At 34.0% G+C, this 17108-nt stretch carries 12 protein-coding genes; 1 reads left to right on the top strand and 11 read right to left on the bottom strand.

Features of this window, described 5'->3' with window-relative positions; translation table 11 throughout:
* Positions 1–51: 51 nt before the first annotated feature.
* Both addA and addB read right to left on the bottom strand, forming a co-directional pair.
* Positions 52–3888: a helicase-exonuclease AddAB subunit AddA gene (gene addA, locus EPK97_RS03010; protein WP_162035106.1), complete on the bottom strand. Its 3837-nt coding sequence runs from the start codon at positions 3886–3888 to the stop codon at positions 52–54.
* Positions 3885–7409, bottom strand: a complete 3525-nt coding sequence (gene addB / locus EPK97_RS03015; RefSeq protein WP_162035107.1) for a helicase-exonuclease AddAB subunit AddB — start codon at positions 7407–7409, stop codon at positions 3885–3887. The genes addA and addB overlap by 4 nt, the downstream gene beginning before the upstream one ends.
* A 261-nt stretch (positions 7410–7670) precedes the next feature.
* Here addB and EPK97_RS03020 point away from each other — a divergent pair, with 261 nt between their 5' ends.
* Entirely contained in the window at positions 7671–8633 is a 963-nt protein-coding gene (locus EPK97_RS03020) for a Na/Pi cotransporter family protein (protein ID WP_162035108.1), read from the top strand.
* 22 nt (positions 8634–8655) lie between these two features.
* Here EPK97_RS03020 and EPK97_RS03025 read toward each other — a convergent pair whose 3' ends face one another.
* The 9 genes from EPK97_RS03025 to prmA form a co-directional block, all read right to left on the bottom strand.
* Positions 8656–9588, bottom strand: coding sequence for an ArsA family ATPase (locus EPK97_RS03025; RefSeq protein ID WP_162035109.1), 933 nt, complete (start codon positions 9586–9588; stop codon positions 8656–8658).
* Positions 9589–9623: 35 nt separating this feature from the next.
* The gene (locus tag EPK97_RS03030; protein WP_162035110.1) at positions 9624–9887 is read right to left on the bottom strand and encodes a cory-CC-star protein; all 264 of its coding nucleotides are present in this window, start codon (positions 9885–9887) and stop codon (positions 9624–9626) included.
* Between the two features lie 78 nt (positions 9888–9965).
* Positions 9966–11708 (bottom strand): carbon starvation CstA family protein, encoded by a 1743-nt coding sequence (locus EPK97_RS03035; protein ID WP_162035111.1) that lies wholly within the window; start codon positions 11706–11708, stop codon positions 9966–9968.
* A gap of 213 nt (positions 11709–11921) precedes the next feature.
* Positions 11922–12608, bottom strand: coding sequence for a deoxyribose-phosphate aldolase (gene deoC, locus EPK97_RS03040; protein WP_162035112.1), 687 nt, complete (start codon positions 12606–12608; stop codon positions 11922–11924).
* Positions 12601–13053 (bottom strand): NUDIX hydrolase, encoded by a 453-nt coding sequence (locus tag EPK97_RS03045; protein WP_205690217.1) that lies wholly within the window; start codon positions 13051–13053, stop codon positions 12601–12603. The genes deoC and EPK97_RS03045 overlap by 8 nt, the downstream gene beginning before the upstream one ends.
* 114 nt (positions 13054–13167) lie before the next feature.
* Entirely contained in the window at positions 13168–14514 is a 1347-nt protein-coding gene (gene mtaB, locus EPK97_RS03050) for a tRNA (N(6)-L-threonylcarbamoyladenosine(37)-C(2))-methylthiotransferase MtaB (protein ID WP_162035113.1), read from the bottom strand.
* A 1-nt stretch (position 14515) separates the two neighbouring features.
* Complete coding sequence (locus tag EPK97_RS03055) at positions 14516–15274, bottom strand: 16S rRNA (uracil(1498)-N(3))-methyltransferase (protein ID WP_162035114.1); 759 nt, start codon at positions 15272–15274, stop codon at positions 14516–14518.
* 108 nt (positions 15275–15382) lie between these two features.
* Positions 15383–16039 carry a site-2 protease family protein gene (locus EPK97_RS03060; protein WP_240903668.1) on the bottom strand — a complete coding sequence of 219 codons (657 nt, stop codon included), beginning with the start codon at positions 16037–16039 and terminating at the stop codon, positions 15383–15385.
* Between the two features lie 27 nt (positions 16040–16066).
* Positions 16067–17026, bottom strand: coding sequence for a 50S ribosomal protein L11 methyltransferase (gene prmA / locus EPK97_RS03065; protein ID WP_162035116.1), 960 nt, complete (start codon positions 17024–17026; stop codon positions 16067–16069).
* Positions 17027–17108 lie beyond the last annotated feature (82 nt).

Raw genomic sequence — 17108 nt, forward strand, 5'->3', positions numbered from 1 at the left:
ATATTCACCCGTAGGCAAAAGGCTACTAAAAGATTAAAAATGGGTGTTTACCTAGTTTATTTTTACAGTATGAGCACCATCAAAAAGATACAAGTAATGTTCTAAAACAGGAATTTTCCATATGTGTTCTACCGCTTTTGAATACATTTCAATTTGCATTTTATATCTTTCTTTTATTTCATTTAATTTATTTCCATAAATCGCATCTGTTTTATAATCAATGAGTATAAAGTGATCATTTTCTAAAAATAAGCAGTCTATAATTCCTTGTACTAATACAATTTCACTAGAAGTTCCAGTTTCACGACTACCATATACATCTTTAGCAGGTAGTCCATAACTAAAGGGTACTTCACGGTAGAACCTTTTAGACAAATTTAACCTTGTTCCTAATTCACTTTGAAAAAAAGTATGAATAACAGAAATATCAACCTGTTCGCTTTGCTCTATAGAAATCATGTTTTTCATTAATAGATGATCTATAGTTTGTTGTATTACCTTTAAAGAAATAGGTTCATGTATCGGAATGTGCTGCATGATAGCATGATACACTGTCCCTCTTTCTGCAGCATTCACTTGTTTTTGCTCCATAAATCGAGGTCTTCTCTTTAAATTATTTTTTTGAGGGAATGGTTTTAATAAAGAATTAATCGTCTCTTCATCATTTTTAGAAATCATCTCTGTCTTAATTTCAGTAATCCTCTTCATTTCTGAAACGGAGGTTTTAGATAACAAAGTTTGAGATAATTTATTTTGATCTTTCCAATTAAATTTATAAGATAACAAATCGAATATGCCTGAATCTGTTTTATGTTCAAATTTTTGTAAGTGAGTAAGAGACGCTAGATTTCTAGTTTCTGTCATTAATTCATCTTCTTTTTGTTCCTCTACTAATTCATGAGCAGGAACAATCTCAAATTCCCATTCCGAATCATAACTATTTTCTTTAAATCTAGGTGCCAAATGATGGTCTAATAAATCCCTCATTGGTTTTGCATTATCATGACGTATTAATGCAGGACCTAACCAATCGAAATAGCAGCGAGCTTTGACTAATACATAATCAGGGAGCTGTGGAGAAGTATTTTCAATGATTGGACGCCATTTCAATAACTTCTTCTTCAAATCTTTAACGGTACCTACTAAAAATAGTTTTTCTTTTGCACGTGTTAATGCAACATAAAGTATACGCATTTCTTCAGCTAACATTTCTAGTTGCAGTCTTCTTTTAATAGCTAAGCTAGGCAATGTAGGATATGATATTCTATTGGTTATATCCATATATTTAGGACCAAAACCCAACTGCTTATGCATTAAAAATGGATTGTGCAAATCTTGAAAATTAAACATTTTATTTATTCCCGCAACAAAAACAACTGGAAATTCCAAACCTTTACTCTTATGGATGGACATTAACCTTACCACATTTTCTTGTTCCCCTATTGTTCTTGCTGTTCCTAAGTCTCCACCACGATCACGCATTTGATTAATAAAAGTTAAGAAACGAAACAAACCTCTAAAAGAAGTTTTTTCATACTGCTTAGCTCGATCATATAATAAACGAAGATTCGCTTGTTTTTGTATCCCTCCAGGCATTCCGCCTACCATATCATAAAACAGTGTCTCGCGATAAATATGCCAAATTAAATCGGAAAGGGACCCTTGTCTAGCTTTTATACGCCAGCTTTCCAGTTGAATTGAAAATTGATCCAATTTTTTCTTTAGTTTATGCTCGTTGTTTTCCTCTTGATTTATAAAAACCTGCAGCGCTTCAAAATAGGACTGGTTCGGATCAGCAAGACGGATTAGTGCCATCTCATCAGCAGAAAGTTGAACGATTGGAGAACGTAAAACCGCCGCTAAAGCAATATCTTGATAAGGGTTATCTATTACTTTTAATACAGACAACATCACTTCTACTTCCCCTGCTTCGAAATAACCTGAATCCAAATCTGCATAACAGGGGATGTTTGCCTTTTTAAATTCTTCTGTAAAAATGGGAGACCATTGTTGAGTGGATCTAAGTAAAATAACGATATCCTTATATGTTACTGGACGAGCATTTCCTAATTGTTTATCTATGACGTAAAAAGGCTCTCCATTTTCACCTACTATTTTTTTAATTTGTTTAATAATATTTAATGCTTCCAATTGAGCCGTTTCTAAATCTTGTGAATCAATAGATATAGATAAATCTGACTCATGATCAATATCCTGTTGATGATTTACTTCAGATGATCTATCAATGAGCTGAATGTGAATCGATGAGTTAGCATCTCCTAGTTGTTCTATTTTAGAAAAACCATCCCCATAAATTAAAGCAGCTTTCTCATCATACGCCATCTCTCCCACTGATTTATTCATCAATTGTTTGAATATATAATTTACTCCATTAATGACTTCTTTACGACTTCTAAAGTTTTTTGAAAGATCAATTTTAATTCCATTTTGATATTGGACTGCTGTATCCACATTCTCATATTTATTATACTTATCCAAAAATAATCCGGGCTCTGCTAAACGAAAGCGATAAATACTTTGTTTTACATCCCCTACCATAAATCTATTACCAGGTTTAGCTTTGGAAATTAAAGATAAAATGGCTTCTTGGACCATATTTGTATCCTGATACTCGTCTATCAATACCTCTTCAAAATAACTTTGATAATTCAATGCGATCTGAGAAGGTTGAAAACCATAAAGGTCATGATCTACATCACATAAAATTTGCAAACAAAAATGCTCTAAATCCCCGTAATCCACTAAACCTTTATCTGCTTTTGCAAGTTGATATTGTTCAGAAAATTCTTGAATCAGATTTACCAGTACTTGCATAAGTGGAGCAATTTCTTTCAATTCTTGATAAAAGGTTTCTGGTGATCTTTCAAACAGTTCCTCACGTATTCCACCAATTAGTTTCTTGGCTTCATTTCTTAGTTCCTTCACTTGATCTTGTAATTTTGGATCTATTTCTTGATTCCTAGTTGATTTGAGTTTTAGAAATTGAATATTTTGAAAGGAAAGATATAATCGTTTCCAATCCTTTTCATTAGCTGCAGATAATAGTTGCTCAACTAATTGAATGTCTTCCAATATGTTATCCACATAAACGAAAGGTCCATTCGGTTCATTTGCTAATTTTATCGCTTCTTTTAACAACTCTAAAATACCATTTAATTCAATTTGCACACTTTGTATTAAACTTTGCAACCATAACTGACCATGTTCAACGTCGTCATCTTTATGATGTTTGCTTACAGTTTGAAATGTATCTGCCATTTGTTGTAACCATCTATCTGGCCATGGGTGGCTTCGAGAGTAATGATATAAACGGAGTACTAAATGAAATAGTAAATCATCGTTCCTTTCTCCAGTATAAGCTTCTACAAGCTTCCAGAATTCACTATCTGGAGGGCTGTTCTCATAATGTCTTTCAAATAGTTCTTCTAAAACTTCCTGTCTAATTAATTCTGTTTCTGTATCATTACCTATCCTGAATTTAGGGTCCATTTGAATAGATTGAAAATTTTGCTGAATCACTTCCAAACAGAAAGAATGTAAGGTTGTAATATTGGCTTTATGAACTAAAGTAAGTTGTTTTTTCAAATGCCCTGAGTGAGGTTTTTGGGATAACTCTTTTTCCAAAGCTTCTCTAATTCTATGTCTCATCTCTGAAGCAGCAGCTTTCGTAAATGTTGCAACAAGCAAACGATCGACATCAATACCCTCCTCTTCAGAAGAAATCAGACGTATAATGCGTTCTACAAGAACAGCTGTTTTTCCTGATCCAGCTGCTGCTGAAATGAGTACATTATCTCCTCTAGTTGAAATGGCTAACCATTGATCTTCTGTCCAAAAACTACCTTTTGGTTTTGGTACTGAATTCACGTCGACTCACCTCTTTCCTCAGTTTCTTGCTCCATTGTTGCTAATACCTCATCATTGGATTTCATTTGTAATTCACGATAATCATTGTTTTCATATAAAGTATTAAATTGGCAAATCGATTTATATTCACAATAAGTACAAGCCATTTTCTTAGCCATTCGATACGGTTTGATACCAACATTTCCATTCATAATCTCTGAACCGATATTAACCATCATTTGTCTTGTATAACCTCTTAACTGCTCCCATTGCTTTTGTTCTACAACTGAAGATGTTTTATAAAATCCACCTTTAGACTTAACAGCTACTGGAATCATATTTGAATGACCACTATTTAATTGTAAGTCCATCTTTTTCACCATATCTTCATCTGCAAGCAAAAGGCCCTTCATTTTAAAACGTTTAAACAACTGTTCTTCTGCTTGTTCAGGGGAAAGGTGATTTGATAAACTCAACATTGGATTTTGTACATGAAAATATAATACACCTGCTGGTTTCGCTTGCTCCCCTAACCATTTTTCAGAATGAGTAATGATTACATCTAGATACGTGAGCATTTGCAAGGACAGACCATAAAAAACCTCTGACAAATTTAAAGTTTTTTCACTTGACTTATAATCAATAACTCGGAGTAAAACCCCTTGATCATTATAAGCGCGATCAACGCGGTCGATTCTCCCCTTTATCTCCATTTCATATCCTTGATCTAACTCTAGCTTTAAGGGGGGTAATGTGCCATTTAAACCAAAATCGATTTCCAAACCAATCGGTTCAAAATCTGATCTTTTGGCTTGCTCACTTAATATTAATGTTGCTCGGCTGATAATGTTAGTTAATTTTTTTGTAATGTATAAATACCTTTTAGAGCTGAATAAGATTTCACTCTGTAACTTGGGAGATAACAGCTCCACTGTTTGTTGTGCACGTTGAATACAGTCCTCTTTGGATAAATCAGACCATTTCATCTTACTCTCTAGTAATTGCTCAGAAATCATCTTTAACGCAGCATGAAAAAGCTGTCCAATATCTGGTGCTTCTAAACGATAAACTTTTCTTTCTTTTAATTGTAATCCATAAGAAACAAAGTGCGCATACGGACATGAAATAAACTTCTCCATTCGAGACACACTGGAATATAACTTATCCCCATATATTTTTAAACCTGTATCCAACGATAAGGATTGCTCTTCATTTGTAAAAAAAACACCGTAACATAAACGTTCCAATTTGTCTTTCCACTTTTCATTAACATGAAACCATTGAAAAACTTGCTGCCATATATCAGATATCGGAATTCCATTTTTCCATTGCTGTAATTGCACCATCAAATAAGATAAAACACGCTCTGGGTGCTCAAAAAATGGGATGATTTGATCCATATTAGTTAAACCAGATGGATCAGCTAAAAGAAGTTTTGTTTCAAGATCTGGAAACATTTTTTTGATTTTAAATACAACCTCAGAGGATAAGAGTGTTTTCCCTTCTTCATCAGCCATAGGATAGCTAATCCATAACTTATCATTACTTGTTGTTAATGTTGTATAGATTAAGAATTGTTCTTCCATTAGTTTTTTTCTACTGTTAGGGGCTAGTTCAATTCCAGTCTCTAGTAAAAATTCACGTTCATGTTCAGTTAACATCCCATCTTCTTTCATTGTCGCAGGTAGAATGCCATCATTTAACCCAACCAAAAAACTATATTTAATTAAACTGGAGCGTGTGCGTTCCATGCTTCCAACTAATACTTGATCTATAGATGGAGGAACAAGTCCCAGCTTTATCCCTTCTAATCCTGTATCGATTAACTCCGCAAATAATTCGTTTGTGATTTCTTCTTCACCGATCACTTCTACTAGCTGATCAAACACATCCATTGCATTACCCCATATTTGGGTATGAACTTTGGATTGCTCCGTCTCTCCTTGTTCTAAACTTTCTATACTCCATTGCTCCAATCTCTCATAAATATGCATAGATTCCATCAATTCAAAAAGTGCTGAAACTTTTTCACGTACTTTTTTAGCCCTACTCATTTGATTTTGAAGCTTTAGAATCGGTTGTACTACAAGGTCTTTCGTGAGATTCAAACGTTTAAAAAACAGGGCTTCTTCTTTTTTATTTGTGAACTGTTCTTCATCTTCTAGTGATTTCATTTTATATTTCCAAGGCGTGTTATCTGTCCACTTAGAACCTTGAATGCCAAAAGCTAAAACATAGTTCTCTAATTCATCAAATGTATAAAATTGAGATTCATGATCATCCGACTGCTCAATCGGCTGGAAAAACCCTGTTTTTATACAGCGAAAAACGGCTTCATACTTCCAATAATAATTCACGATTTCTAACGCAGATCGAATGAATTCAACTAATGGATGATTCATCACTTCACGTTTTTCGTCAATAAAATACGGAATCTCATAATCTGAAAGAATAGTAGCGAAGAGATCTTGATAATCCTGCATATTTCTTATTAATACTGCAAAATCTCGCCAGCGATAATCTTGTTCACGCACCAATTGAACCATTTGACGAGCTACTCCTTCAACTTCCGCTCTACGATGAACTGCAGCATGTAATTCTATATGTTCGTTAACATCTTGACCTGTCCACTTTTGACCTGTTTCTATATGCTGTTCTAAATGAGCAATAGGTGCATTATTAATAAAACGTTTTGTTTGATTTAATATGATTGTTTCTTTTTGTTGAAGATTAAATTCCTGAATCATTTTTTGCAGTTGAATCATGGTTTTAGCTGTAGGATGGAATAAATGTAATTCGTTTGTTTCATCCTGTATTTGATATTCTTGATCAATTGTAAGTGTTATCTTCACTTTTTTTGCAGTTTGAAGAATCTGTCCTAAGATTTTAAATTCTAATGGTGTGAAACCATGAAATCCATCCACCCATAGTTCTGCTTGTTTTATGTATTGTGAATCTTTAATTTGGTTGGCCAATAAATCTAGATAATCCTCTGCATCAATATATTGTGATTGAAACAAGTTTTCATAATGTTCATATAACAAATGAATATCATGTAATTTATCCTCAAAAGTTTGGTCTTCACCTTTGAACTGATCCTCAAATTTTTGTAAATATTTTTTTATATTTGGAGACGTTACACAATATCTTTTAAATTCATTAAATAAATCATTTATCTCATCTAAAAAACCAATCTTTCTGGCAGATTGATGAAAACATTTCAACTTACTAGTATGTTCTTTTAAGATTTTATATAATAGTAGTTTTTTACCTGTATCATCTATAGGAGAAAGTGTTGTACCTCCCGTCTCCTGCATAATTTGATAAGCTAGTCTTCGAAAACTTAAAACCTGAGCACGCATCATTCCAGTTAGATCTGGTGCTGTGACAATCGCATGTTCCATTTGAAAGCTGACCTGCTCAGGGACTAACATTATGAGAGGATCTCCCATTGGATTCTCTCTTAACTCCTTACTAATTTCATTTATACAGAACTGACTTTTACCAGTCCCTGCTCTACCAATTACAAATTGAACTGACAACCTAATAACCCCCTAGTTCAAAACAAATTGAAATACCAGCAATTAATCCATTGTATTTCAATTATAATTCCATAATTATGCTCTTGTTCAGTTGCTGCTGTCATGCTTGTCTATTATTTTTCATATATATAGTTACACCCCAAAAAATGAAGATAGTCATAGTCGCTAACTCCAAATACTTTCCGGGGACCCAGAGCCATTAAAAAGTCACTTATTAAAGTTCTTATATAAGTATATCTTTTTGGAGAGGATTTTCATAGAATGATAAATGATATATTACTTCCTTTATTTGCTGGATTATGTTTGTTCTTATTTGGAATGAAAATTATGGAGTTAGCTTTACATAACTGGGCGGGCTCTCATCTTAAAAATATTTTAGAACGGTTTACGAAGACACCTCTAAGGGGGATGGTGACAGGGACTGCTTTAACAGCATTTTTACAAAGTAGCAGTGCGATTACAGTAATTACAATTGGTTTGGTGAATGCTAGAATAATGACCTTCCCAAGAACATTAGGAATTATATTAGGTACAAATATCGGTACCTGTATTACAACAGAATTAATAGGATTAAATATTAGCCATCTTGCACTCCCAATGCTTATTATATGTTTTATCATTTGGATGTTCAGTTGGTTTTTCCAAGAACAAAAAGAACCAACTAGTTTCATTCGTTTCGTATTGATTTTAAGATATATCTCTTTAGCAATTATGGGATTCTCATGTGTACTATTAGGTGTGGAAATCATGCAGGTTATGGTTCCAGCTTTACAGTCAAGAGGGATGTTCACTTGGTTTTTGGAACAATCTCAGCAAAGTTTATTATGGGGTATCATTGCAGGTATGTGTATAACGGCGATTATTCAAAGCAGTGCAGCAATGGTTGCCATTACAATGAGTTTAATTACATTAGATGCTTTTTCACTTGAATTAGGCATTGCCATTATTGTAGGAGCAAATATTGGAACATGTGTAACATCATTGATTGCAAGTGTAGGAGGAAGTAAATCGGGGCAATTTGTTGCGTTGTCACATGTTATTTTAAATGTTGGGGGCGCTATTTTGTTTTTCCCATTACTGTCATTACTAGCTAACATTTCTGCTTCTATCTCCTCCACCCCATCCGAGCAAATAGCTCATGCTCAGACCATTTATAATGTTGTTAGTTCTTTAATTGCTTTACCGTTTTGTTACTTATCTTTTATTAAGAGAATGGAAAGTTAGTTTTGTTCATTCATTTATTAAATTAACCAGCTATATAGGATGATATTTTTTGAATATCATCGATTGAAGATATATCATTTGCAAACAAAGGAACATAAATTTTTGACTGTGCACTAAAACGTGTTTCTATTTCACTTAAATAATTCTTCTCTATCCTCCTTCTTTGTTCTAAAAACTGTCCATCTGCTTCCTCAGGTAATACTTTATTGACGATAAGTGATTGAACTTGTAGATCATGCTGTTTTAATAACAAGATTGCTTTTTCTGTTTCAACAATTGGCAATCGTTCAGGGTTCAGTACAAAAACTATCCCCGTTTTTGTTCCATCTAATAAAACTGAACGTACAGCAGAAAAACGCTGTTTTCTCTTTAATAAAACCTCATATATGGGATCTTCTATCGGTTCTCCATCATTTAATAATTTTGAATATCGATCTGTTGTTGATTTTCGTTTTTCCAACATCCCATTTATCCATACCTCAAGCAGGTCTGGTAAGGAAAGCAGCCTTATCGTGTGTCCAGTCGGAGCCGTATCAAATATTAACAGGTCATAATGATCTTGTTCATCCAAAATAATGGAAACTATTCTATCAAACAATGCAGCTTCCTCTGCACCTGGTGCACTTGCAGCAGTATCGATCTGACGATGTACTTCTTCAAGCATCTTCACTTTCACAACCTCTTGAATATTCATTTTTACTTGTTTTATGTATTTTTTTGTTTCTTGTTCAGAATCAACCTCAATACCTGATAAATTTTTCAATATTTTGGTAGGAGTATTATTTATTTTTATTTGAAAAATGTCACCTGTATTGTGAGCAGGATCTGTTGAGATTAAAAGTGTTTTTTTCCCAGCTTTCGCAAATCCCATAGCAATGGCAGAGGCACTTGTTGACTTTCCAACTCCTCCTTTACCTCCAACAAATATAATTTTTTTGTTTAATAATTGATTCATTCTGTTTCCCCTACCTTTCTATTCACATATTAAAATTAACAACATCTCACTCCATCTAATGGCGAGTTTTCCATCCCCATTCTTAAGTGCCAATCATGAAACTTTTCAAGCATATAGGGATATAATTCTAACGTATAATAAAATGCTGGATTCGGAATACCAAACATTTCAGAAAAACATAAAAATAAAAATAAATCATCTTCATCTCTTAATTCTCGTGCTATTTCAGTTCGATGAGACAAGCTTAACATCTCATCATATCCTTGTATAAGTTTTTTAAAAGAATTTTTTATTTTCATCATGGACACTCCCTTCTCTACTTAATTCAAAAAAACAGGACCAGTTATTGAGTGATCTGATCCTGTTTGTTTTAATTTTTATGCTTTATAATCTATATCTGAAAATTTGTTTTTTGTAGAAAGAGCTGAAATTGCCTCTAATAATATCCATAGTGTAAATCCTAATATGAGAGAGCCAAAAATAAAGAGCAACATATTTCCTTCTGTTTCTCCAAGCCCTGACCAATCAAATACAACTTGCTGAATCATTGCCCACAAAGTCATAAATAATAAAAATATCATTGGAACTAATGTAACTAGATAATTTCTATTTTGATTTTTCAACCAAATCGATATAAGTAATAAAGTTATACCTGCTAGTAACTGATTTGATGTGCCAAATAGAGGCCATAATAAGTAACCACCTGAACCAAAACCTTTAGGTCCTTCTGGGAGTAAAACTAGAGCTGCGCTTGAGATAACAGCGATGGATGTTGCTACATGAGTTCTTGTTAATGCCGATACTTTATATTCACTACCTAATTCAGCAATAATATAACGCATTAAACGTACTGAAGTATCTAGCGTTGTAGCTGCAAAACTAACCACAATTACAGCTACAATTGTTGAAGCAATACCTTCAGGAATAAATAAACCTGTAGCAAGTTGACCTGCACCACCTATAAATGCACCTAGTCCACCTGCACTTGCATTTTGAAAGCTGCTATATGTTGCAGTGAAATCACCAGGGCTTGCAAAGAATGTAACTACTGCAATAATTGCAATTAAAGCTAATGTACCTTCTCCTACTGCCCCAAAATATCCAACGAAACGAGCATCTGTTTCCTTGTTGAGTTGTTTTGATGAAGTCCCCGAGGAAACAAGACCATGGAAACCAGATATGGCTCCACATGCGATAGTAATAAATAAAAGAGGGAACCAGGAAACTTCAGCTTTACCATTCGTCATCGGTGCTGTCACAGTCGGATTTAAAAATAACAAACCTAAGTACAATATAGCTAAACCAACCACTAACTGATGAGAATTGATGTAATCACGTGGTTGTAATAACTTCCAAACTGGAAGAGTAGATGAAATATAAGCATAAACCATAAGTACGATAATCCAAATAAAAAATGCCATGGATAATCCATTTAATCCAAACAAAGTCTGACTTTCTTCTCCTCCAAAGTAACTAACAAGATCAATTTGTAAAGCGGGTACATTACTTGCAATCACTGCAGTTATATACATTACGGCTAAAGCAATAATGGAAGGTAATAACATGCTGCCTTTTTTCTTATAAACTTTATAACCAATCCATACTGCTAGTGGGATTTCAAGAAATACGGGAAGAACTGAGGCCGGATATGAAATGAATAATCTAGAAATGACCCATGCAAATACCGCATTAACCATTAACACTAGAATTAAAATAATGAACAAAAATAATGTTTTCGCACGCTTGCCTATTAATTTACTAGCAATCGTACCGACCGATTGCCCTTTATTACGAACGGACAATACTAACGCACCAAAATCATGAACTCCAGCTGCAAAAACAGTACCAAAAGTTACCCATATTAAAGCAGGCAACCAACCCCAGTACACTGCAATTGCTGGTCCTACAATCGGAGCCGCACCAGCCACAGAGGTAAAGTGATGACCCCATAGTACAAATTTATTCGTTGGAACAAAATCTACTCCGTCTTGAAACTTATGTGCTGGTGTTTCATAATTTGGGTCTAATCGATAAATCCTTTCTGCTACAAATTTGGAATAGTAACGATAACCTACTGTGAACATCAGAATTCCAAAAACAGCTATCCAAATTCCACTCATTATAACCCTCCCAAGATAGAATGATGAAGTCTGAATATTATGAATTTACTAATATTTACTCTAGCTTGGTTTATATGAATTGTCAACGGAAAAACGTAAGCACTTTATTCAATTATCAAAGCTATTAATAGTGCTCATCTTATAAAATGTAGAAAGTAAAAAACGCCTCACCAGAGACGTCTTTCGTTTTTCTTTATTTAAAGATTTCTGAAATTAATAAGTACTCGTACCAGATGTTCCTTTCATAATCGATACACCTGAGCTAGCACCTAAACGAGTGGCACCTGCTTCGATCATTTGTAATGCTGTCGTTAAGTCACGAATTCCACCAGAAGCTTTCACTTCCATTTTATCAGAAACTGTTGCTCTCATTAATCGTACATGATCCACAGTTGCTCCTCCTGGTCCAAAACCAGTTGAGGTTTTTACAAAATGTGCTCCAGCCTGCTCAGATAATTGGCACGCTTCCTTGATCTGATCATTATTTAGAAAACCTGTTTCTAATATCACTTTCACGATCGCTTTATTTTCAACCGCCTTTGTTACTGCTTGAATATCTTTAAATACGGTATCAGTGTCTCCATCTAACATAGAACCAACTGCAAGTACCATATCAATTTCCTTAGCCCCATTTTCTACACAGTTAGCCGCTTCAAAAGCTTTGGTTTTACTAGAATTAGCTCCTAAAGGAAACCCAGCGACTGCTGCTATTTTCACTTCTGATCCCTCTAATAGTTCTCTACAGGTTGGAACCCAGTAACTATTTACACATACACTGAAAAACTGATAGGTTTTCGCTTCCTCACATAACTTTGCAATTTGCGCTTTCGTTGCATCTGCTTTTAATAATGTATGATCAATATATTTTGGTAATTGTGATACATCAATAGGTTTACTCATTCCTTTGCACCTCATATCCTAATTTTATTAATCCCTTTTGTAAAACATCATTATTGTTATCATACCCATTATGTAATTGTTTGTGCCAAGCTTCTTCTGGAGTCAACCATTCTACATCAGATATTTCCTCTACCTGAGCTTGTAAAATTCCCTCTTTGGCTTCAATTAAAAAATAGTGAACTTCCTTATCCACAATGCCTAATTGAGGTGAATCATATTGATAATTAACAATCTTCAGAGGAACTGATTCCTTGATTGTACCCTTCATACCTGTTTCTTCTTCAATCTCTCTAAGAGCAGTTTGTTCTATCGTTTCCCCCTGCTCCATCTTACCTTTAGCTAAAGTCGTTATTCCAAAGCGATCCTGTATCATTTGTATGAGTAATTTACCATTGTCATATTTATATACAACACCACCGGCTGAAACTTCTGTTTTCATATTCATCTTTCACCACACCTCAATAATAATTCCCCTTGACTCAACCCCACAAAAGTTAGGAATCACCTTTATATGGGGTCTAACAAAACTTCAATCCCGTTATTCTAAGAACTTATTAATTTATACAACATTCACATTCGAAGGCTCTAAAACTCTTACGATTTTACCTTGACATTCATTCACTCCAGCTTCGGTAATTTTCACTTTACACACTTTTCCTATTAAATCATCAGTACCCTCCATTATAACCTGTAAATAGTTATCTGAATGCCCAGTAATGACTTGAGTATCTTCATTATTTTTTGCTGTCTCTGGAATTACTTCAATTACTTGACTCTCGAATTTTTTTGCATATTCAAATTGCATTTTTTCTGATAGATCAATCAATTCATGAACACGACGATTTTTCTCCTCCATATCCACTTGCTGATCCATCTTCGCCGCGGGAGTACCTGTACGTTTAGAATAAGGGAATACATGCAGCTCAGAAAATTTACACTTTTCTATGAACTTATAGCTGTTATTAAACTTTTCTTCGTCTTCCCCTGGAAACCCTACGATGATGTCTGTCGTAATTGCAACGTCTGGCATAATTTCATGAATTTTATTTATCTTTTCCCCAAACTCTTCAATGGTATATTTTCTACGCATCGCTTTAAGAACATCATTATCCCCGGCCTGCAATGGGATGTGCAGATGACGGCACATTTTATCTGATGTTTTTAATACCTCAATCACTTCATCTGTAATCTGACTTGCTTCTATGGAACTAATTCGAATACGTTTCAAACCTTCTACTTTATCCAAATCCCATAATAAATCAGCTAATTTATAGTTGTCTAAGTCATCACCGTATCCACCCGTATGAATCCCTGTTAAAACAATCTCTTGATAACCAGAGTTTACTAACTTTCTTGCTTGTTTGATCACATCCTCAGGATCTCGACTGCGACTTAATCCACGTGTCCAAGGAATAATACAAAATGTGCAAAAATTGTTGCAGCCTTCTTGTATTTTCAAAAATGCTCTAGTACGATCAGAAAAATCTGGTACATCTAATTCTTCAAAGTTACGAGTTTTCATAATATTTCTTACAGCATTAATCGGTTGTCTTTCCTTTTGGATTTGTTTGACATAATCCATTATTTTCTCTCTATCTTGTGTACCTATGACAAGATCAACACCATCGATCTCTAAGATTTCTTTTGATGCCGTTTGAGCATAACAACCTGTGACGGCTATAATTGCCTCTGGGTTTCTACGAATTGCTCTACGAATCATTTGTCTGCTTTTTTTATCGCCTGTATTTGTTACAGAACATGTATTTATCACATAAACATCCGCTGTTTCATTTGTATCGTCAAAGTCTACTTGTCCGTATCCTTCATTTTTAAAAAGCTGCCATATCGCTTCTGTATCATAAAAATTCACTTTGCACCCTAATGTGTGAAACGCAACTTTTTTCATGTTAAGATCCTCCTATCTCACCGTATTCATATAACAAACACGTCAGCCCTACCATGGCTGCTGTTTCTGTTCTTAATATTCTTTTTCCTAAACTCACGATATGACATCCTGCTTCTTCTAGCAGTAAAATTTCTTTTTCAGTAAATCCACCCTCTGGTCCTATTACCATTAAAAAGGTTGGAGTTGTATCATGATCAGTTTTCTTACTATTTATTATATCCTTTAAGTAGATTTGATCTTCATTTTCATAAAAAACAAAACTTGCATCAACTTCAGGAATAGTTTTTAGAAGTTCCTTCCAAGTACTAATTTCTTTAATCTGGGGAACTATGTTTCTATGAGCCTGTTCAGCAGCTTCCTTTGCAATTTTATTCCAACGTTCCATTCGTTTTTTCGTTTTTTTCTGATCATACTGTACGATCGTTCGCTTCGAAATAAAAGGAATAAATTGTACTGCACCAATTTCTGTATTCTTTTGAATGATGGTATCCATTTTATCACCTTTAGGTAAACTTTGAGCAATCCAAACATTTATAATCGGTTCGTTGGTCCGATCTAATTCTTTTATTATCGAAGCTATGACCTTACTTTTTGTCATCTCTTCTATTTCAACCAAAACGTCACGTGTCTCTCCATCGCTAACGATAAATTGGTCTTCAATTTTTGCTCGCATTACTTTGATAAGATGAAACGCATCTTCATCTACAATGTGAACTTTATTTTCAACAAATTGATTTTTTGAAATAAAATATCGCTGCATGTTACCAACCTCTAATAATTATTATATATAAATACCCAAAATATATCTTACTACAAACAAAGCTGATTACGCCACATTTGTTTAGTTTTACCATAAAATAAGTTAGATTTAAAAAATGGCAGCAAAAAAACGATCTAGTACATGATATATAACAAATTGCAAGTCCAATATGGGTTGGATAGTCACCATTCTAAGTGGCGGAATAAAAGCTAGTAATAAAAAGATGTAAATAGAGTATGGTTCAAAAGTTGTCATTTTTGCTCGAACATGATTTGGAGCTATGTCCTCTAATATCCTATAACCATCCAATGGTGGAAGAGGGATGAAATTAAATACAAGTAACAAGAGATTAATTCGTATAAACCATTCTAAAAAGGTATTTAAGGCATTAAAAACTTCAGGTGAAAACCATACATGAATCGAATCCATAAATAATAAATACCAAAATAAAAAACCAATCAAGACAAAACACAAATTACTGAGTGGTCCAACGAGAGATGTGATTACCCCCATGAGTTTCGGTTTTTTAAAATGATGTCTATTTACTGGAACAGGTTTACCCCAACCAAAACCAGCAAAAAGAAATAGAAGCATCCCTAAAGAATCAAGGTGAGTCTGTGGATTAAGAGTAACTCTTCCCTTTTTTTTAGCAGTTAGGTCATTAAACTTATTCGATGTAAAGGCCTGTGTAAATCCATGTATGGTAATAGCAAATAAAAATGCTAATAAAACAAATGGCAGTTCATCTAAATCAAAAAAAATCAAAAGATCCAAAAACTCCATAGTATTCTCCTATCTTTTTTTTGCAATGATAGCAACCCAATCTTCCTGCTCAAGTTTTTCCAAAATTTCAAAATGGGCTTCTTCTAATGCCTGTATTACATCTTTTTCTTTTTGTTTTATAATTCCTGAAGCAATGTATAATCCATTATGTTCCAAAACATGGTATACATCATCAATAAACGTTAATATAATTTCTGCTAAAATATTTGCTACAACAATCTGTGTCTTTGGTTGATCAGTGTTATTTTGATTTTTTTGAAAGACTTGTAACAAATCACTTTGTTGCACAGTAATTTTTTGTTCTAATTGATTGATACGTACATTTTCCTTTGCACTTGAAACTGCAACTGGATCTAAATCCAAAGCTAACACTTGATTCGCTCCCAATTTCATAGCTGCTATGGATAATATACCAGAACCTGTCCCGACATCTATGACGTTTTTGCCTTCTACTTGTGCTTTTTCTAATGCTTTCAAACATAAGGATGTAGTTGCATGAGTTCCTGTACCAAAAGCCATCCCTGGATCAAGCTCAACCACACACTCATTTTCATCTGCATCATAATTTTCCCAGGTAGGTTTAATCGTAATCTTTTCCGTAATACGAACAGGTTTAAAATATTGTTTCCAAGCATTTGCCCAATCTTCTTCGTTTACTACTTGTGATTTCACATCCGCTTTTCCTACGTTAATATTTAATTCGATTAAGTTTTTAACAAAACGTTCTATGCCCATCAGAAGTTCATCCATATCAACTTCTTCTGGAAAATAGGCTTTTATTTCTGCATCTCCTTCTGGGAAATCATTTAAAGGTTTTTCATACCACTGACCTAAAGAAGTATCTCTTTCTTTATTCAAAGACCCTGATTCTTCTATTGAAACTCCACCAGCTCCGTTTTCATGAAAATAATTTGATATTTGCTCACTAGCTTCCTCAGTTGTATAAATACATATTTCGTACCAATTCATCATTAACCCTCCGCACTTATTTTATCTGACCTATTATTTTATCATAGTTTCATCTTAAGACAAAATCCAATTCCATTCATAT

The sequence above is a fragment of the Chengkuizengella sediminis genome (assembly GCF_010078385.1).
Taxonomy (GTDB): Bacteria; Bacillota; Bacilli; order Paenibacillales; family KCTC-33759; genus Chengkuizengella; species Chengkuizengella sediminis.